Source organism: Paraburkholderia sp. J69-1 (genome assembly GCF_905220255.1).
In the GTDB taxonomy this organism is placed as follows: domain Bacteria; phylum Pseudomonadota; class Gammaproteobacteria; order Burkholderiales; family Burkholderiaceae; genus Paraburkholderia.
In genome coordinates this window covers 594,638-612,430 of the sequence record NZ_CAJMZG010000002.1, presented here as the reverse complement: position 1 = coordinate 612,430, position 17,793 = coordinate 594,638, and the positions used below count along the sequence as shown (strand labels likewise).

18 protein-coding genes are annotated in these 17,793 nt (G+C 63.4%); 12 read left to right on the top strand and 6 right to left on the bottom strand.

What is annotated here, in order from left to right; all coding sequences use genetic code 11:
• From U5A67_RS05830 to gltA, 4 genes are all read left to right on the top strand, one after another.
• Window positions 1-967 (top strand): FAD-binding protein (locus U5A67_RS05830; RefSeq protein ID WP_321813383.1); only part of this gene is annotated, 967 nt, incomplete at its 5' end.
• Between the two features lie 29 nt (window positions 968-996).
• Window positions 997-1,698, top strand: a complete 702-nt coding sequence (locus U5A67_RS05825; RefSeq protein ID WP_035531265.1) for a succinate dehydrogenase iron-sulfur subunit — start codon at window positions 997-999, stop codon at window positions 1,696-1,698.
• A 14-nt stretch (window positions 1,699-1,712) separates the two neighbouring features.
• On the top strand, window positions 1,713-1,979 hold the full coding sequence (locus U5A67_RS05820; protein ID WP_167068785.1) for a succinate dehydrogenase assembly factor 2: 267 nt from the start codon (window positions 1,713-1,715) through the stop codon (window positions 1,977-1,979).
• Window positions 1,980-2,069: 90 nt separating this feature from the next.
• Window positions 2,070-3,371, top strand: a complete 1,302-nt coding sequence (gene gltA / locus U5A67_RS05815) for a citrate synthase (RefSeq protein ID WP_205986871.1) — start codon at window positions 2,070-2,072, stop codon at window positions 3,369-3,371.
• Between the two features lie 96 nt (window positions 3,372-3,467).
• Here gltA and U5A67_RS05810 read toward each other — a convergent pair whose 3' ends face one another.
• Window positions 3,468-3,932 (bottom strand): VOC family protein, encoded by a 465-nt coding sequence (locus tag U5A67_RS05810; RefSeq protein WP_321813382.1) that lies wholly within the window; start codon window positions 3,930-3,932, stop codon window positions 3,468-3,470.
• Between the two features lie 118 nt (window positions 3,933-4,050).
• Here U5A67_RS05810 and U5A67_RS05805 point away from each other — a divergent pair, with 118 nt between their 5' ends.
• Together U5A67_RS05805 and U5A67_RS05800 are read left to right on the top strand one after the other, a co-directional pair.
• Window positions 4,051-5,451 (top strand): HAMP domain-containing sensor histidine kinase, encoded by a 1,401-nt coding sequence (locus U5A67_RS05805; protein ID WP_321813381.1) that lies wholly within the window; start codon window positions 4,051-4,053, stop codon window positions 5,449-5,451.
• A 3-nt stretch (window positions 5,452-5,454) separates the two neighbouring features.
• On the top strand, window positions 5,455-6,111 hold the full coding sequence (locus U5A67_RS05800) for a response regulator transcription factor (RefSeq protein ID WP_321813380.1): 657 nt from the start codon (window positions 5,455-5,457) through the stop codon (window positions 6,109-6,111).
• A gap of 126 nt (window positions 6,112-6,237) precedes the next feature.
• Here U5A67_RS05800 and U5A67_RS05795 read toward each other — a convergent pair whose 3' ends face one another.
• From U5A67_RS05795 to U5A67_RS05785, 3 genes are all read right to left on the bottom strand, one after another.
• Window positions 6,238-6,648 carry a TerB family tellurite resistance protein gene (locus U5A67_RS05795; RefSeq protein ID WP_205986868.1) on the bottom strand — a complete coding sequence of 137 codons (411 nt, stop codon included), beginning with the start codon at window positions 6,646-6,648 and terminating at the stop codon, window positions 6,238-6,240.
• A gap of 45 nt (window positions 6,649-6,693) precedes the next feature.
• Entirely contained in the window at window positions 6,694-6,984 is a 291-nt protein-coding gene (locus U5A67_RS05790; RefSeq protein WP_321813379.1) for a zf-TFIIB domain-containing protein, read from the bottom strand.
• A gap of 98 nt (window positions 6,985-7,082) precedes the next feature.
• Window positions 7,083-8,087 carry a TerC family protein gene (locus U5A67_RS05785; RefSeq protein ID WP_321813378.1) on the bottom strand — a complete coding sequence of 335 codons (1,005 nt, stop codon included), beginning with the start codon at window positions 8,085-8,087 and terminating at the stop codon, window positions 7,083-7,085.
• Between the two features lie 322 nt (window positions 8,088-8,409).
• Here U5A67_RS05785 and U5A67_RS05780 point away from each other — a divergent pair, with 322 nt between their 5' ends.
• Window positions 8,410-9,174, top strand: a complete 765-nt coding sequence (locus U5A67_RS05780; RefSeq protein ID WP_277397957.1) for a M48 family metalloprotease — start codon at window positions 8,410-8,412, stop codon at window positions 9,172-9,174.
• A 66-nt stretch (window positions 9,175-9,240) separates the two neighbouring features.
• Here the strand turns inward: U5A67_RS05780 and U5A67_RS05775 are convergent, their stop codons facing one another.
• Complete coding sequence (locus U5A67_RS05775) at window positions 9,241-10,206, bottom strand: MipA/OmpV family protein (RefSeq protein WP_321813377.1); 966 nt, start codon at window positions 10,204-10,206, stop codon at window positions 9,241-9,243.
• 434 nt (window positions 10,207-10,640) lie between these two features.
• On the opposite strand from U5A67_RS05775, the gene leuC reads away from it, so the two are divergent.
• From leuC to leuB, 3 genes are all read left to right on the top strand, one after another.
• Entirely contained in the window at window positions 10,641-12,050 is a 1,410-nt protein-coding gene (gene leuC / locus U5A67_RS05770; RefSeq protein WP_205986863.1) for a 3-isopropylmalate dehydratase large subunit, read from the top strand.
• Between the two features lie 11 nt (window positions 12,051-12,061).
• Entirely contained in the window at window positions 12,062-12,712 is a 651-nt protein-coding gene (gene leuD, locus U5A67_RS05765) for a 3-isopropylmalate dehydratase small subunit (RefSeq protein ID WP_205986862.1), read from the top strand.
• Window positions 12,713-12,803: 91 nt separating this feature from the next.
• Window positions 12,804-13,871 (top strand): 3-isopropylmalate dehydrogenase, encoded by a 1,068-nt coding sequence (gene leuB / locus U5A67_RS05760; protein ID WP_321813376.1) that lies wholly within the window; start codon window positions 12,804-12,806, stop codon window positions 13,869-13,871.
• A 39-nt stretch (window positions 13,872-13,910) separates the two neighbouring features.
• On the opposite strand, the gene U5A67_RS05755 is transcribed toward leuB, so the two are convergent.
• Window positions 13,911-14,108, bottom strand: a complete 198-nt coding sequence (locus U5A67_RS05755; RefSeq protein ID WP_321959679.1) for a hypothetical protein — start codon at window positions 14,106-14,108, stop codon at window positions 13,911-13,913.
• An 89-nt stretch (window positions 14,109-14,197) separates the two neighbouring features.
• Here U5A67_RS05755 and asd point away from each other — a divergent pair, with 89 nt between their 5' ends.
• Together asd and U5A67_RS05745 are read left to right on the top strand one after the other, a co-directional pair.
• The gene (gene asd / locus U5A67_RS05750; protein WP_205986860.1) at window positions 14,198-15,319 is read left to right on the top strand and encodes an aspartate-semialdehyde dehydrogenase; all 1,122 of its coding nucleotides are present in this window, start codon (window positions 14,198-14,200) and stop codon (window positions 15,317-15,319) included.
• Window positions 15,320-15,547: 228 nt separating this feature from the next.
• A complete protein-coding gene (locus tag U5A67_RS05745; RefSeq protein WP_321813375.1) occupies window positions 15,548-17,788 on the top strand; it encodes a FimV/HubP family polar landmark protein in 2,241 nt (746 codons plus the stop codon).
• The last annotated feature ends 5 nt before the right edge of the window (window positions 17,789-17,793 follow it).

Here is a 17,793-nt window from a genome sequence, read left to right as displayed (position 1 = left end):
TAACTCGAACGGCGAGCGCTTCATGGAGCGCTACGCACCGACGCTGAAGGATCTGGCGCCGCGTGACTTTGTTTCGCGTTCGATGGACCAGGAAATCAAGGAAGGCCGCGGTGTCGGCGCGCACAAGGATCACGTGCTGCTCGACCTGTCGCACATCGGCGCAGAGACGATCATGAAGCGTCTGCCGTCGATTCGCGAAATCGCGCTGAAGTTCGCCAACGTGGACTGCATCAAGGAACCGATCCCGGTCGTTCCGACGATTCACTACCAGATGGGCGGCATCCCGACCAACATCAATGGTCAGGTCGTCGGTACGCCTAAGGGTCACGAAGAAGTCGTCAACGGCTTCTACGCTGTGGGCGAATGCTCGTGCGTCTCGGTGCACGGTGCAAACCGTCTGGGCACGAACTCGCTGCTCGACCTCGTGGTGTTCGGCCGCGCTGCCGGCAACCACATCGTCAAGCACGTGAAGGAACTGAAAGAGCACAAGCCGCTGCCGGCCGATGCTGCAGACTTCTCGCTGGCTCGCCTCGCGAAGCTCGACAACTCGACTTCGGGCGAGTACGCGCAAAGCGTCGCGAACGAAATCCGCGGCTCGATGCAAAAGCATGCTGGCGTGTTCCGTACCTCGGCGCTGCTTGCGGAAGGTGTCAAGGACATCGCGCAAGTCACCGAGCAGGCGAAGCACATCCACCTGAAGGACAAGTCGAAGGTGTTCAACACCGCGCGCGTCGAAGCGCTCGAAGTGGCGAACCTCGTGGAAGTTGCGCAGGCAACGATGGTGTCGGCTGAAGCCCGTAAGGAAAGCCGTGGCGCCCACGCACACAGCGACTACGAACACCGCGACGACGAAAACTGGCTGCGCCATACGCTCTGGTTCAGCGAAGGCAACCGTCTTGACTACAAGCCGGTTCACATGAAGCCGCTGACCGTCGAGTCCGTGCCGCCGAAGGCGCGTACGTTCTAAGGCACACGCCAGTCAAAAGGAATTTGGAAATGGCCAAACGTATTTTTGAAGTCTATCGCTACGACCCGGACAAGGACGCGGCGCCGCGCATGCAGTCGTACGAGCTGGAAATCACGCACGAGCGCATGCTGCTCGACGCGCTGGTCAAGCTCAAGGAACTGGACGAGACGCTGTCGTTCCGTCGCTCGTGCCGCGAAGGCGTGTGCGGTTCGGACGCGATGAACATCAACGGCAAGAACGGTCTGGCGTGTCTCACGAACCTGAACGAACTGCCGCAGAAGATCGTGCTGCGCCCGCTGCCGGGCCTGCCCGTCGTGCGCGACCTGATCGTCGACATGACGCACTTCTTCAACCAGTACCACTCGATCAAGCCGTACCTGATCAACGACACGCCGCCGCCCGAAAAAGAGCGTCTGCAGTCGCCTGAACAGCGTGACGAACTCGACGGCGTGTACGAGTGTATTCTGTGCGCGAGCTGCTCGACGTCGTGCCCGAGCTTCTGGTGGAATCCGGACAAGTTCGTCGGCCCGGCAGGTCTGCTGCAGGCTTATCGCTTCATCGCGGACAGCCGCGACGAAGCCACCGGCGAGCGTCTCGATAACCTCGAAGACCCGTACCGTCTGTTCCGTTGCCATACGATCATGAACTGCGTCGACGTCTGCCCGAAGGGCCTGAACCCGACGAAGGCGATCGGCAAGATCAAGGAACTGATGGTCCGCCGCGCGGTTTGACCTGGCGAGATTGAATGGACTCGCACCAGTCTGACCCTCATCGCCGCGCGCGCCTTCGCTGGCGCGCGCGGCGCGGTATGCTCGAAAACGACATTATTTTCGAGCGATTTTTCGACCGCTATGAGCATGACCTCAGCGACGCCGATGTGGGCGCACTTACGCGCCTGCTCGAGCTGAGCGATAACGACCTGATGGACTTGCTGCTCGCACGCAAGGAACCAGAAGGCAATCTTGCCGACCCGGACGTGAAGCGGGTGCTGGAGCTGCTTCGCAACGTCTGAGATGCTGTGGCGACCGCCAGGGAGAAGGCGGCGCCGCGCCGGACGTGCAAACTATCGAATCCTGTGTTTATCTTCGATTGAGGATGTGCTATGACCCCGTCTGATGTAAAAGCCACGCTATCGTTCAGCGACAATTCGCCGAGCGTCGAACTGCCGATCTACAAGGGCACCCAAGGCCCGGATGTGATCGACATCCGCAAACTGTACGGTCAGACCGGCAAGTTCACGTATGACCCGGGCTTCATGTCGACGGCAGCGTGCAACTCGGCGATCACCTACATCGACGGGGACAAGGGCGAGCTGCTGTACCGCGGCTACCCGATCGACAACCTCGCGCAAAACGCCGACTTCCTCGAATCCTGCTATCTGCTGCTCAAGGGCGAGCTGCCGAACCAGGCGCAGAAAGACGAGTTCGTGAAGACCGTCACGCAGCACACGATGGTTCACGAGCAGATGCAGTTCTTCTTCCGTGGTTTCCGTCGCGATGCTCACCCGATGGCCATTCTGGTCGCGGCTGTCGGCGCACTGTCGGCGTTCTATCACGACTCGCTCGACATCAATAACGCGAAGCATCGCGAAGTTTCGGCAATCCGCATGATTGCCAAGCTGCCGACGCTGGTCGCAATGGCGTACAAGTACTCGATCGGCCAGCCGTTCGTGTACCCGCAGAACGACCTGTCGTACAGCGCGAACTTCATGCGCATGATGTTCTCGAACCCGTGCGAAGAGTACAAGGTCAACGACGTGCTGGTGCGCGCGCTCGACCGTATCCTGATCCTGCACGCCGACCACGAACAGAATGCCTCGACCTCGACGGTCCGTCTGGCGGGTTCGTCGGGCGCTAACCCGTTCGCGTGTATCGCGGCCGGTATCGCCTGTCTGTGGGGCCCGGCGCACGGCGGTGCGAACGAAGCCGCACTGAACATGCTGGAAGAAATTGGCTCGGTGGAGAACATCCCTGAGTTCATCAAGCAGGTGAAGGACAAGAACTCGGGCGTGAAGCTGATGGGCTTCGGTCACCGCGTCTACAAGAACTACGATCCGCGTGCGAAGCTGATGCGCGAAACGTGCCACGAAGTGCTCAACGAACTGGGCCTGCACGACGATCCGCTGTTCAAGCTGGCGATGGCGCTCGAAAAGATCGCTCTGGAAGACGAATACTTCGTCTCGCGCAAGCTGTACCCGAACGTCGACTTCTACTCGGGTATCGTGCAGCGCGCGCTGGGCATCCCGACGTCGATGTTCACGTGTATCTTCGCGATGGCGCGTACGGTGGGCTGGATTGCCCAGTGGAACGAAATGATCGCCGATCCGGAACAGAAGATTGGCCGTCCGCGCCAGCTGTTCATCGGCAACACGCCGCGCGAAGCGAAGCCGATCTCGCAACGCTAAGCCGCGCTGTAAGCAATCCCTCAAACGCCCCGACGGTTCGCCCGTCGGGGCGTTTGTTTTTGCGCGCCCGGCGTCGCCCGGCGTTTGAGTCAGGTATTAAACCCAGCCGTCGATCTTCAGGCCGCTGGCTTGCTCGGCTTCCTCGCGCGAGACTTCGCGCGTCGTTTGACCAAAGCTCCACACGTGGCCTTCCGGGTCCATTGCCGCATAGACGCGGTCGCCGTAAAACTGGTCGGACGGTTCGCGCGCGATCTTTGCGCCTGCGGCGCGCGCACGTGCGCAGTGCGCGTCCAGATCGCTGACTAGCTGCACGTGCACGGATTGCGTGTTCTTGCCTTCGACATCGGCCGGGCTGGAGTAGGCCATGCCGGGCCAGCCGCCGCAGATCATCACGTAGCCGTCCTGGAAGCGCATTTCCGAATGGGCGAGTTTGCCGTCAGGCGTGGTCACGACGAACTGGCGCGTGAAACCGAACGCTTTCTCCAGCCAGTCGAGTGCGGCGAACGGATCGCGGTAGTAGACGGCGGAGCCGAAAGTGGGGCGCGGTGCGGTGTTGCTCATGGTCGTCTCCCTGCAGAAGTGGGGCGTGCGAGTGGTCAATCTAGCACTGACCGGGCGCTGACATCAGGCGCTTGCGCGTGCCCGCCACGTCCATTTCCCCGACCCCGAATCCTTTATCATGGAACGGCCCATCATCCCGAGCCGATTCATGTTCTTCGCCGCGAATTCCCTGCACCGTCGCTTGAGCATCGCCATCGGCACGCTTGCATTGCTGGTTGGCGTGCTGGGTTCGCTCGGCACTTTCCTCGTGGTGCGTAGCCTCGCGAGCGAATTCAGCGCGAGCCTGCGCGACGCCGCCGCGCATGTGCAGGCGGGCGTGTCGCATCACGCGGCATCCAGCGCGGAAGCCAACGGCATCCGTCGCCCTTCCGACGACTTCGTCGTGCAGATCTGGGCCGCCGACGATGGCGCCGCGCCCAGCCGCACCAGCGACCCCGATATCGCCTTGCCGCGTGTGCAAACCGGCTATTCGTCGATCGATTACGACGGTGAAGCGTGGGATGTGTTCGCGCTGGCCGCCGGCGACGAATACATCCAGGTGGCCGAATCGCGCAGCATGCGCAATCGCAACGCCTTGCGCGTGGCGTTCTGGAGCCTGCTGCCGGTGCTCGCGCTGTTGCCGCTGCTGGTGCTCACGATCGCCATCACCGTGCGCCTGTCGCTGCGGCCGCTGGAGCGCGTCGGCCGGCGCGCGGCGAACGTCGATCTGCATGCGCTCAAGCCGCTCGACGCGGCGAAGGCGCCGGTCGAACTGCGGCCGTTTATCGAATCGATCAATCGCATGATCGAGCGGCTTTCGGTGCTGGTGAACGCCGAGCGCAAGTTCATCGCCGATGCCGCGCACGAACTGCGCACGCCTATTTCAGCGATGCAGTTGCAGATCGACAATCTGCGCGACGCGCCGCCCGAACAATACCGCGAGCGATTCGACGACTTGCAGCGCGGCGTGGCGCGCACGGGTTCGCTGGTGTCGCAATTGCTGGGTCTCGCACGCGCGGAGATTGGCGGCTCGCCGCGCGGTGTGGACACGATTGCGCTCACGCGCGTCGTGCCCGATGTGCTCGCCGATCTGCTGCCGCTGGCGGACGCACGCGGCGTGGATCTGGGCGTCGAGCGGCTCGACGATGCCAGCGTGCGCGCCACCGAAGGCGACATGCGCGTGCTCATCAAGAATCTTGTCGATAATGCGATCCGCTATGTGCATGCGGGCGGGCGCGTCGATGTATCGGTGCTGCGCGCGGCGCAGAAGGTCACGATCGAGGTAATCGACGATGGTCCTGGCATCGCGCCAGGCGATCTGCCGCACGTTTTCGACCGCTTTTTCCGCGCTGCGGACAACGACGAGCAAGGCAGCGGGCTAGGCCTTGCGATTGCCCAGACGCTCGCGCAAAGCTACGGCGGACGTGTCACGCTTGCGAATCGCAGCGACGGGCAAAGCGGCATCGTGGCGCGTATCGAATTGCCGCTCGCCGTCAATGAAGCACTCGATCAACCAGCAAAGAATAGTAAGGAAAGCTGATCAATGCGGATTCTGCTGATCGAAGACGATCTGCTGATCGGGCCCGCGCTGCTGCGGGCGCTGAAGGACGCGTCGTATAGCGTCGATTGGGTGCGCACAGGCGAAAGCGGTCGCGCGGCGATCCGCGACGGTTCGTACACGGCGATCCTGCTCGATCTCGGTCTGGGCGATATGAGCGGGCTCGACGTGCTGCGCGGTCTGCGCGAGGCGAGCGACGCCACGCCGGTCATCATCGTCACGGCGCGCGACGATGTGGATACGCGCGTCGAAGGCCTCGACCTCGGCGCCGACGATTACCTCGTCAAACCGTTCGAGAGCAAGGAGTTGCTCGCGCGCATCCGCGCGGTAGTGCGGCGCAAATCCGGCTTTGCTTCGGCGACGATGGGCAGCGCGCGCGTGACGCTCGATATGAATACGCGCCGTTTGACCTTCGACGGCCAGAGCGACGATCTTTCCGCGCGCGAATATGCGTTGATGCTTGCGCTGCTGGAGCGGCCGGGCGCGATTCTGTCGCGTCAGCAACTGGAAGAGCGTTTATATGGCTGGGGCGAGGAAGTGGAAAGCAATGCCGTCGATGCCGTGATTTACAGCGTGCGTCGCAAATTCGGCCATGCGGTCATTCGCAATGTGCGCGGTCTGGGTTGGGCGGTGTGCGTGTAGACAAGATGGCCGCGCAAAGAAAAAACGCGGCGAGCGCGGGGCTCGCCGCGTAGCGTGCAAGACCGGGGGAAGTCCGTCCGGCACGCTGGAAAGCGGTCCAAAATTACATTGAGCACTGGCGCGTCATCACGACGCCAGCAGCCTTTGCCACGGGTGCGCCTGCCAGGACTTCGACAGCACGGCGAGCAGTTCGGCTTCGCTGTCCGAGAGATAGCGGTCGGCGTGAACGGCGACCAGACACAGGCTCAACACCTCGGCGCGCAGAACCGGGTCTTCCAGTTCATGCAGCACCTGCTGCATGACATCGGAATCGAGCTTGCAGGCATCGCCCCAATTCAGGTTCGCGTTCGCCAGCAGGTCCTCGCAGAGATCGCGCAGGATCGTGCTGAATTCGCCCGGCGCGAGTCCGAGCCGTTCGGCGATGTGGGCGCGATGCACGGCGGCGAGTTCGCTGCTATGCAGATGGCCGTCGGCGAGCAGGGCAATGGCGACGATCCGGCCGGCCGCCTGCGGGCTGTTGCTGGTGTAAGTGCGCATGGTCAGGAGTCCTTGATCAATCGTTCAGAAATGGATGGTGCGCGTTCAGTCGAAAATGTCTTCGAGCCAGGATTTGCGCCGCCGCTCGTGGCTACCGTGGCCGTTGCCCTGGCGCTGGCCGTAGTCGCGCGAGCGATGATGCGTGCCGCGCGGGCTGTCGTAGTCATCGTCGAGACGCCGGGCCGGGTGCGTCTGGCTTTGCGCGGCGCGTTCCAGCAGCTTGTCGAGTTCGCCACGATCGAGCCAGACTCCGCGGCATTGCGGGCAGTAGTCGAGTTCGACGCCATGACGCTCGGCAATTGCGAGTGTGACGTCAGGGCAGTTCGGGCATTTCATGTCGCGCTCCTTTCGGGGGCGGCAGCCGATGCGGCTGCCGTGGAAACCATCCTCGCAGAGAAAAATGAGCGAAGAATGAGGAGTGGCGCTCAGCGGTTTCAGGGCGTTTTCAGCTTGCCGCTTTCATCACTCCCGGCACTTGCAGGCCGCGTCTTGATGAGCGACACCACCACGCCGCCGGCCAGCAGCGCCACCGTCACGCCCAGACTCAGCAGCGCAGGAATCTTGCCGACGATGCCCACCAGGAAGATCTTCACGCCGATAAACACCAGCACCAGCGCGAGCGCATGCTTGAGGTAGTAGAAGCGGTGCGCCATCGCTGCGAGCGCGAAGAACAGCGCACGCAGGCCGAGCACGGCGAAGATATTGCTGGTGTAGACGATGAACGGATCGGTCGTGATCGAGAAGATCGCGGGAATCGAATCGACGGCGAAGATCAGATCGGCGAATTCGATCATCAGCAGCGCGACCAGCAGCGGCGTGGCAAAGCGCGTGAGCTTGCCGCTGACCGGATGCGCGCGCCGCACCACGAACGCGCCGCCTTCGAGCCGCTCCGTCACCGGCAGCACGCGGCGAATGGTGCGCAGAATCCGGCTGTCCTCCACGCGCGTCTCTTCTTTCGAGCCGAACAGCATCTTCACGCCGGTCGCGGCCAGAAAGACGCCGAACACGAACAGCATCCATTCGAACTGCATCACGAGCGCAGCGCCGAGCCCAACCATCAGCGCACGCAGCACCAGCACGCCGACGATGCCCCAGAACAGCACGCGATGCTGGTAAGCACGCGGCACCGCAAGCGCACCGAAGATCGACGCGATCACGAAGACGTTATCGAGCGATAGCGATTTTTCGATCAGATAGCCGGTGACGTACTCGGTCGCGGGCTGCGCGCCGAGTTGCCACCAGATGAAGCCGCCAAACAGCAGGCCGATCGCGATATAGCCCAGCGAGAGCCAGAGACTTTCGCGGATGCCGATTTCGCGATCGTCGCGATGCAGCACGCCCAGATCGAGCGCGAGCAGCACGATCACCACCGCGATAAAGGCGGCCCAGAGCCAGACAGGCTGACCGAGAAAGGAAGCGGTGACGAGCGGCGCAAACATGGCTACGGTCCTTTGCGTAAAAAGATGAGGGGCCGGACCGTAGGGATGCTGCGTTGCCGCTGCATCGCGCCGGTCGGGCGCTATGGGCCTTTGGCCCATAGGGTCAGCTTAACGACGAAGAATGAGCGAAGAATGAGGCAGCAATCGAAGCCGCCCGTGCAGGCCATTTGTGGTGTGTATGCAGCGAAAAACGTGGCAAAAGTGGCGAATCAGGCACTAAGTTGACACGTCACGCATAAAGTGGCCGCTCGCGGGTGCGTGCGCAACGATCGGGTGCTAGATTGTCGATCCTTACAAAACCTTCAATAAAAGGATGATGAGAATGGCACGGATTCAGCTTGGTCTGGCGTGTGGCATGGCGGTGGCATTGAGCGCCTGTTCGGGCGTGCAAAGCATGGACCCTACGGCGGCGTTGTCCGCGGGCAGCTCGCTCTACAAGGCCGCCACCCTCTCGGACGCCGATATCGTCGCGCTCTCGCAGGACTCCTGCAAGGCGAGCGACGCGGAGTCGAAGGTGGCCGCGCCGAACAGCGCCTATAGCAAGCGTCTCACGCGCGTGATGAGCGGCTTCGGCGACATGACGCTGAACGGCCAGAAGATCGACTACAAGGTCTACATGACCAAGGACATCAACGCGTGGGCGATGGGCAACGGCTGCGTGCGCGTCTACAGCGGTCTGATGGACAAGATGAACGACGACGAACTGCGTGGCGTGATCGGCCACGAGATGGGCCACGTTGCGCTGGGCCATTCGAAGAAGGCGATGCAGACGGCCTACACCGTGAGCGCCGCGCGCACGGCTGCGGGCGCGACGGGCAATTCGGTGGCTTCGAGCCTGAGTTCGTCGCAACTCGGCGATCTGACCGAGAAGTTCATCAACGCGCAGTTCTCGCAGTCGCAGGAAAGCGCCGCGGACGATTACTCCTACGATCTGCTCAAGAAGAAAGGCATGAAGCGCGAAGGCCTCGTGACGGCGTTCCAGAAGCTCGCGCAGATCGACGGCGGCCAAAGCTCGATGATGAGCTCGCATCCGTCGTCGCCGAGCCGTGCGCAGCACATCCAGAGCCGTATCAAGAGCGAAGGCTGATAACGCAATAAGTAAGCGGCCCGTTCAACGTCTTATGCGCGCCGGCCGCTTTTTCACGCAGTGTTTCTAGAACTGGTAATTGATCGACAGATCGCAGACGCCTTCCGTCTTGGTCTGGATGATCGGGCTATGTGCGGCGCTGCCGAGCAGACGCTTGATGGCGCCGTCCGCGCTCACGAACCAGTGCTTGTTCACGAAGTACACCATCGTGATGCCGAAGCCCGCCGATTTCAGCCCCGCGCTGGCGTTGTATTGCCGATACCCCGACGCCGCCGCCTGCTGCCCGGTCACGCCGAACCAGCTCTGCATGTAGTTCGAATCCGCGAACGTGACGGACGGGCCGGCGAACCAGTAGAACGTCTGGCTGCTGCCCGGCAGCGGCATATAGGTGCCGAGGTCCGCGGTCCAGCCGTTCGAGCCGCCGAAGCTGCGCGTGAACGCCGCGCGCACCACCAGCGGGAAATCCTTCGACACCACGTATTCGCCCGCGATCTTCATCAGCGGTGCGGGATTGATATTGCCCATGCCGTTCAGGCGCGAAGGATCGTCGTGGCCGCGCCGCCCGAGGTCGTAGGCGGCCGCGATACTCATGCGCCAGTTCGGCCCCTGCAGAAAATTCACGCCGAAGCCTTCGCCCGTCGAGCCGAACAGAATGTCCTTGTAACGCAGATCGATGCTGGGGCCGGCCATCATGTGATAACGGTCGGAGCCGTCGTAGCGCGGCTCGAATGTCGAGCCCACACCCAGGCGCGCTTCGAAGTTCGGGCGATTGGGCTCGTACAGCTTCTCCAGCGGAATACCGGCCGAATACTGCCATTCGCCGAGCGGCGAGGGCGTCTGCGCCTGCGCACGCGGCGCGAAGGCGGCGATCGCACAAGCCGTGGCCGCTACCGCAAGCGACGACCGGCGCGCCAGGCGCGTGCGGACGCGTGCCTGCGGATGTCGTCCCTGGATCTGGCCTGTTGTGATTCTTATGTTGTGCGCGGGCGCCCAGAAGAGCGTCCTGCGGGGCGAACGGGTTGCGAGTGGCATGAGGCCTCCGGGATTGCCTGATCGTGCCGCGAGGTTTCCGTGTCCAGTGTGATCGAAGCTGAATCCGGACGCTTGTGCGGCGGCGCACGTCTCGCAATCGACGTGCCCGATGTGGCACTTTCACACCGTTTCATGTTGAAGGCGTCCTCGGTTTCGCGCGGGCCCGCGCGCGGGAGTTGGCCAGCGCTTTGTCATATATCCGATAAAAAAATCGCCGGAAAAACAAAGGCTTTGCTTCGCGCGATGTTTTCGGCGGGACGGAAAAAGGCGTGCGCAACTCGCCGGGTAACATCGATACAGGTATCGCTACTACCACCCAACTCCCTGTTTTTTATCGGTTTTTTTACCCGGACGGCCTACAGGAGCGCGATTTTGCGTGGCATAATCGATTCACAACGTAAGCCTCCCCGCAGTCAAATCATCCCCCGCATATCATGGCAAAGACGCTCTACGACAAATTGTGGGACACCCATGTGGTCCACACGGAAGACGACGGCACGACGATCCTTTATATCGACCGTCATCTGCTGCACGAAGTCACCAGTCCGCAGGCTTTCGAAGGCCTGAAAATGCACGAGCGCCCGGTGTGGCGCATCAGCGCGAACCTGGCCGTTTCGGACCATAACGTGCCCACGACGGATCGCAGCCACGGTATCGCCGATCCGGTTTCGAAGCTCCAGGTCGACACGCTCGACACGAATTGCGACGCCTTCGGCATCACGCAGTTCAAGATGAGCGACCAGCGCCAGGGCATCGTGCACATCGTCGGTCCGGAGCAGGGCGCGACGCTGCCGGGTATGACGATCGTCTGCGGCGACTCGCACACCTCCACGCACGGCGCGTTCGGCGCGCTGGCGCACGGCATCGGCACCTCGGAAGTCGAGCACGTGCTGGCCACGCAGACGCTGCTGCAAAAGAAGAGCAAGAACATGCTCATCAAGGTGGAAGGCACGCTGCCGCGTGGCTGCACCGCGAAGGACATCGTGCTGGCGATCATCGGCAAGATCGGCACGGCAGGCGGCACGGGTTACGCCATGGAGTTCGGCGGCTCGATGATCCGCGGCCTGACGATGGAAGGCCGCATGACGGTCTGCAACATGGCGATCGAAGGCGGCGCGCGCGCCGGCATGGTCGCCGTGGACGACACCACGGTCGAATACCTGAAGAACCGTCCGTTCTCGCCGCAAGGCGCGGAGTGGGACCAGGCTGTCGAATACTGGAAGCAGTTCCGTTCGGACGACGGCGCGCATTTCGACCGCGTGGTCGAGCTTTCGGCCGCCGACATCGTGCCGCAGGTGACGTGGGGCACGTCGCCGGAAATGGTCGTGTCGATCGACGCCCGCGTGCCGGACCCCGAGCGCGAAAAGGACCCGGTCAAGCGCGACGCGATGGAACGCGCGCTGCAATACATGGCGCTCGAACCGAACACGCCGATCGAGTCGATCAAGCCGGACAAGATCTTTATCGGTTCGTGCACGAACGCGCGTATCGAAGACCTGCGCTCGGCCGCTTATGTCGTCAAGAAGCTGGGCCGCCGCATTGCGCCGAACGTGCGTCTCGCGATGGTGGTGCCGGGCTCGGGTCTCGTGAAGGCGCAAGCCGAACAGGAAGGCCTCGACAAGGTGTTCACGGACGCCGGTTTCGAATGGCGCGAGCCGGGTTGCTCGATGTGTCTGGCGATGAACGCCGACCGTCTCGAGCCGGGCGAGCGTTGCGCGTCCACCTCGAACCGCAATTTCGAGGGCCGTCAGGGCGCGGGCGGTCGCACGCACCTGGTGAGCCCGGCGATGGCGGCCGCAGCAGCCATCGAAGGTCATTTCGTCGATATTCGCAAGCTCGGTTGAGGCCACGGATCATGGAAAAATTTGTCGTACACACCGGCCTCGTAGCGCCGCTCGATCGCGAAAACGTGGACACGGACGCGATCATCCCGAAGCAGTTTCTCAAGTCGATCAAGCGCACCGGCTTTGGCCCGAACGCCTTCGACGAATGGCGTTACCTCGACCACGGCGAGCCGGGTCAGGACAACTCGAAGCGTCCGCTCAACCCGGACTTCGTGCTGAACCAGCCGCGCTATCAAGGCGCTTCCGTGCTGCTCACGCGCAAGAACTTCGGCTGCGGCAGCTCGCGCGAGCACGCACCGTGGGCGCTCGACCAGTACGGCTTCCGCGCGATCATCGCGCCGAGCTTCGCGGACATCTTCTATAACAATTGCTTCAAGAACGGTCTGCTGCCGATCGTGCTCAGCGAAGCGGATGTCGATCATCTGTTCAACGAAACGTACGCGTTCAACGGTTTCGAACTGACGATCGATCTGGAGCAACAGGTTGTGCGCACAACGGACGGCTCGAAGTCGTATCCGTTCGACGTCGCCGCGTTCCGCCGCTACTGCCTCTTGAACGGTTTCGACGATATCGGCCTCACGCTGCGTCACGCCGACAAGATCCGCCAGTACGAAGCCGAGCGCATCGCGCGCCAGCCGTGGCTGAACAACCGCGTCATCTGAACGCGCACGGTTTTAAAGCGGGCTCAAGTCCGAATGCGCGGCGGCGATTAGAACCGCCGCGCTCAATGAAACATCAGCGAGGAACACCAGGATGAAGATTGCAGTGCTGCCGGGCGACGGCATTGGTCCCGAGATCGTCAAGGAAGCCGTCAAGGTGCTGAACGCGCTCGACGAAAAGTTCGAGCTGGAAGAAGCGCCCGTTGGCGGCGCGGGCTACGAAGCGAGCGGCCATCCGCTGCCGGAAGCCACGCTCGCGCTGGCGAAGGCCGCCGATGCGATCCTGTTCGGCGCCGTGGGCGACTGGAAGTACGACTCGCTCGAACGCGCGCTGCGCCCGGAGCAGGCAATTCTCGGTCTGCGCAAGCACCTCGAACTGTTCGCGAACTTCCGCCCGGCGATCTGCTATCCGCAACTGACGGGCGCTTCGTCGCTGAAGCCGGAAATCGTTTCGGGCCTCGACATCCTGATCGTGCGCGAGCTGAACGGCGACATCTATTTCGGTCAGCCGCGCGGTCTGCGCGAATCGCCGGACGGTCTCTTCAAGGGCGCGCGTGAAGGTTTCGACACGATGCGTTATTCGGAGCCCGAAGTGCGCCGCATCGCTCACGTGGCCTTCCAGGCGGCGCAAAAGCGCCAGAAGAAGCTGACCTCGGTCGACAAGGCCAACGTGCTGGAAACCTCGCAATTCTGGAAGGACATCATGATCGATGTCTCGAAGGAATACCCGGACGTCGAGCTTTCGCACATGTACGTCGATAACGCGGCGATGCAACTCGTGAAGGCGCCGAAGGCGTTCGACGTGGTGGTCACGGGCAATATGTTCGGCGACATTCTTTCGGACGAAGCGGCCATGCTCACGGGTTCGATCGGCATGCTGCCTTCGGCTTCGCTCGACAAGAACAACAAGGGTCTGTACGAGCCGTCGCACGGTTCGGCGCCGGATATCGCGGGCAAGGACATCGCCAACCCGCTGGCCACGATCCTCTCGGTCGCGATGATGCTGCGTTACTCGCTGGGCCGCGACGAACAGGCCGACCGCATCGAAACCGCGGTCAAGAAGGTGCTGGAACAAGGTTATCGCACCGCCGACATCGTCACGCCGGACTGCCGCAAGGTGGGCACGGTCGAGATGGGCGACGCGGTGGTTGCCGCGCTGTAAAGCGGGATCAAAGGGCATGCCTTCGCGGGCGTGCCCTTTTTATTTCATGCACTTGAAACGTGCGTCGTAAATAGCGGAAAGTGCGGTTTTTGCCGCGCAAATTAACTGTTTCGTGTATATTGTTCCGATGGCGACGATCTCCCCGATCACGATTATTTCGAACATCCACGGCGAAAAAACTGCCCGTGCGATTTCGCTCGCCATCACCACGAAAACGATTATCAAAACGATCACCATTCGTTGATCGCTCGTCGTGCCCGCTCATCTTCCCCGCGCGGCCACGCCGGGCGAGCGAAGCGGGGAAGTGTCCAAATCAAGGGTTAGTCATGAACGTAGGTCTCGTAGGTTGGCGCGGCATGGTCGGCAGCGTGCTGATGCAGCGCATGCAGGAAGAACGTGATTTCGACCTGATCGAACCGGTGTTTTTCAGCACCAGCAATGCAGGCGGCGCGGCTCCGTCGTACGCCAAAAACGAGACAAAGCTCAAGGACGCGAACAGCATCGACGAGCTCAAGAAGTGTGACGCCATCATCACCTGCCAGGGCGGCGACTACACGAACGACGTGTATCCGAAGCTGCGCGCGGCAGGCTGGACCGGTTACTGGATCGACGCGGCTTCGTCGCTGCGCATGAAGGACGACGCGGTCATCATCCTCGACCCGGTCAACCTGAACGTCATCAAGGACGCGCTGGTCAAGGGCCAGAAGGACTTCGTCGGCGGCAACTGCACGGTCAGCCTGATGCTGATGGCGCTGGGCGGCCTGTTCCGCGAAGGCCTCGTCGACTGGATGACGGCCATGACCTACCAGGCGGCGTCGGGCGCGGGCGCGCAGAACATGCGCGAGCTGCTCTCGCAGATGGGCGCACTCAACGCGGCTGTCGCGACCGATCTGGCGAACCCGTCGTCGGCGATTCTCGACATCGACCGCAAGGTGCTCGCCACCATGAACAGCGACGCGATGCCCACCAGCCAGTTCGGCGTGCCGCTCGCAGGCTCGCTGATTCCGTGGATCGACAAGGATCTCGGCAACGGCATGTCGAAGGAAGAGTGGAAGGGCGGCGCGGAAACCAACAAGATTCTCGGCAAGCCCGCGATGGGCCAGCCGGGCTCGATTCCGGTCGACGGTCTGTGCGTGCGTATCGGCGCGATGCGCTGCCACTCGCAGGCGCTCACCATCAAGCTGAACAAGGACGTGCCGCTCGACGAGATCGACGGTATCCTCGCTTCGGCCAACGACTGGGTGAAGGTTGTGCCGAACGAGCGCGAAGCGTCGATGCGCGATCTGTCGCCGGCACAGGTGACCGGCACGCTGTCGGTGCCGGTTGGCCGCCTGCGCAAGCTGGCGATGGGCGGCGAGTATCTGTCGGCCTTCACGGTCGGCGATCAGCTGCTTTGGGGCGCTGCTGAGCCGCTGCGCCGCATGCTTCGCATTCTGCTGGACAAGTGAATCATTTAAACTACGCGGCTAATGACGCGTAGACAGGCAAAAAGCGCCGCGCCAGTCGCGGCGCTTTTTTATTTTCGCAACCATCGCGCATGGCCTGCGAGCCCGACCCCTTGAATTCCCGTTTGATCGACCGCCGCGCGAGCGGTGTGCCCAGGGCATCTGATGACCGTTCGACTTGACTCTGTTCCCGCTGATCGGGCTATCCAAAACACGAAGGCGCAGCGCGCCATGCAAGCCGTTGCCGCCGCTGCGGTGCTGGCGCTGGCCGGTGGGGCACAGGCCGCCACCGCGGCTGGTGCTGCGCCTGCGCAGGCTTCGAGCGCTGCTGCTGCTGCTGCGTCAGGCGCTTCGGGCGCATCTGCTGCGGCGCCGGCGCTGCCGGTGATCGGCCGGTACACGATACAGCCGGGCCAGTCGCTGCACGACGTTGCGGTCGATGTGACCCAGTCGCACGACAAGACGACGCTCGCGCGTGCGAGCCAGGCGCTGTTCGATGCCAATCCGAACGCGTTCATGAAGCACGATCCCAGCCGCCTCAAGGTAGGCGCGACGCTGGATGTGCCGGGCACGCCGGATATGGCAAGCGGCGCTTCGGGCGTGACGCCGGCTTCGGCGCCTGCGCCGGTCGCGGCGGCCAGCGAGCCCGCGACTGCTGCTGCCACAGCTGCTGCGGCTTCCGCCGTGGCGGCTGCGAACACGGCTGCGGCGAGTGGCGCTGCGCTCGCAACGGCGCCGGAAGCCGCTGCGAGCGCAACTGGCGCAACTGGCGCGGCCAGCGCGGCTTCGGCTTCCTCCGCATCGGCCACGATGGCTGCGAGCGCGCCCGCCGTGGCAGCGCCGTCGAGCGACGCCCATTCGTGGAGTGGCGCGGTCCAGGTCGCGCCGACCAGCGCGGCGAGCGCAGCCTCGGCGCCCGTGACGGTTTCCAGCCTGCAGCAACTTCTGGCGCTCAAGAACCGCGTGCTGATGGCGCTGCAGCAGCACGGCATCGGCAAACCGGCTCAAGTGGCCGGTGGTGCTGCGACGCCGGGCGCGCATGGCGCGACGGCTGGCGGCGCGGCGCTGGGCGCGAACGCGGCGCAGCCTGAAGTGTCGCCGATCACCTGGGGCGTCGTGGCGGCCGTTCTGCTCGCTTTCGTCGCGCTGATCGTGCGTCTGCTGACGCGCAAGCGTCGCAAGGGCGCAGCGGCGGCCGAAGAGACGGCAGCGCCCGCGGTGGCTCCGACTGCACCGCTTGCACCGATCGCCGCGTACCAGCAGACGCACGAAGAAGACGCACAGGAAGCCACCCAGGCGCATCACGCCGATCCCGATCCCGCGCTAGACCACGCCGCCGAAGCCGCAAGCCTTGCCGCTGCGGCTGAACTGGGCGCGGAGGCCTTGCCGCCGTCGACGTTCGAATCGACGCATCACGAAGCCACGGACGGCCCCGCCGAGTTGCACGCGGACCGTACCGAACACGACGCGCTCCCGCACGGTGTCGAGCCGGGCGAACCGGCATCGCTCGCCGATGCGACCGACGCCGCAAGCCTCGCCGCTGCCGCCGAGCTGGGCGCAGCCGCACTGCCGCCCGAGAGCCTGGCTGGCGTGCGCACGACCGGCGAAGCCGAAGAACTGGCACGTGAATCGGAAAACGCGTCGGAAAATGAATCGGAAAACGCATCGGAAAGCGAAGCCGAACCGCCCGTCGCCGGACACGCCGCAATCGGCGCCGAACTGCGCGCGATCGAGTTGACGCTGCCGGGCGACGAAGTCGAACAGCCGCACGCAGCCGTTGCACATCACACCGAAGAACCGCAGCCGCTCGATCACGAAATCCCGGCCGAGCCGTCGGCGCCGGAAGCCGAACACGCGGTATCCGCCGCACCCGCAGTACCAGACGTTCCCGCAGTTTCCCAAGAACAAGAAATGGCCCAACTGGAAGTACCGAAAGAGTTTCCGCAGTCCGCAGTAGACGCGCTTGGCAGTCTCGACATGCTGCCGCCGCGCGTGGATGTGCCTGATTTCCCGCAGACCAGCGGCATGCCCGCCTTCTCCTTTGGCGCCACACCGGTCGCCGCGCCGGAGACGATTGCGCGCCAGTCGCTGCCGCCTGCCGAGCCGCCCGCGCCGCCGGCGGGCGCCGCCATCGAAGCCGGCATGGCCGGTCTCGGCTCGATCGCCGGCCTTGCCGCCGCGATGGGTTCGTCGCCGATCGGCGCGCCGCCCATGGGCACGCCGCGCTTCGGCACGCTCTCGCTCGATTTCGACCTGAACCTGCCGCCCGATTCCGCCGATCCGCTGCCGGTCTTCACGCCGGAGCAACTGTCGCGTATTGCGCGCAACAAGCTCGATCTCGCCCACGAATACATCGATCTGGGCGATCTCGCAGGCGCGCGCGCGCTCATCAACGAAGTGATCGAGTCGAACGACCACGCCACGCGCGCCGATGCGCAGGCGCTGCTGTCCACGCTCTCGCCGCTGTCCTGAGCGCC

Bases quoted from the DNA above. Each gene is read 5' to 3' on its own strand.
- U5A67_RS05825 (WP_035531265.1), top strand. From the start codon at position 997: ATGGCCAAACGTATTTTTGAAGTCTATCGCTACGACCCGGACAAGGAC.
- U5A67_RS05820 (WP_167068785.1), top strand. From the start codon at position 1,713: ATGGACTCGCACCAGTCTGACCCTCATCGCCGCGCGCGCCTTCGCTGG.
- gltA (WP_205986871.1), top strand. From the start codon at position 2,070: ATGACCCCGTCTGATGTAAAAGCCACGCTATCGTTCAGCGACAATTCG.
- U5A67_RS05810 (WP_321813382.1), bottom strand. From the start codon at position 3,932: ATGAGCAACACCGCACCGCGCCCCACTTTCGGCTCCGCCGTCTACTAC.
- U5A67_RS05805 (WP_321813381.1), top strand. From the start codon at position 4,051: ATGGAACGGCCCATCATCCCGAGCCGATTCATGTTCTTCGCCGCGAAT.
- U5A67_RS05800 (WP_321813380.1), top strand. From the start codon at position 5,455: ATGCGGATTCTGCTGATCGAAGACGATCTGCTGATCGGGCCCGCGCTG.
- U5A67_RS05795 (WP_205986868.1), bottom strand. From the start codon at position 6,648: ATGCGCACTTACACCAGCAACAGCCCGCAGGCGGCCGGCCGGATCGTC.
- U5A67_RS05790 (WP_321813379.1), bottom strand. From the start codon at position 6,984: ATGAAATGCCCGAACTGCCCTGACGTCACACTCGCAATTGCCGAGCGT.
- U5A67_RS05785 (WP_321813378.1), bottom strand. From the start codon at position 8,087: ATGTTTGCGCCGCTCGTCACCGCTTCCTTTCTCGGTCAGCCTGTCTGG.
- U5A67_RS05780 (WP_277397957.1), top strand. From the start codon at position 8,410: ATGGCACGGATTCAGCTTGGTCTGGCGTGTGGCATGGCGGTGGCATTG.
- U5A67_RS05775 (WP_321813377.1), bottom strand. From the start codon at position 10,206: ATGCCACTCGCAACCCGTTCGCCCCGCAGGACGCTCTTCTGGGCGCCC.
- leuC (WP_205986863.1), top strand. From the start codon at position 10,641: ATGGCAAAGACGCTCTACGACAAATTGTGGGACACCCATGTGGTCCAC.
- leuD (WP_205986862.1), top strand. From the start codon at position 12,062: ATGGAAAAATTTGTCGTACACACCGGCCTCGTAGCGCCGCTCGATCGC.
- leuB (WP_321813376.1), top strand. From the start codon at position 12,804: ATGAAGATTGCAGTGCTGCCGGGCGACGGCATTGGTCCCGAGATCGTC.
- U5A67_RS05755 (WP_321959679.1), bottom strand. From the start codon at position 14,108: ATGGTGATCGTTTTGATAATCGTTTTCGTGGTGATGGCGAGCGAAATC.
- asd (WP_205986860.1), top strand. From the start codon at position 14,198: ATGAACGTAGGTCTCGTAGGTTGGCGCGGCATGGTCGGCAGCGTGCTG.
- U5A67_RS05745 (WP_321813375.1), top strand. From the start codon at position 15,548: ATGCAAGCCGTTGCCGCCGCTGCGGTGCTGGCGCTGGCCGGTGGGGCA.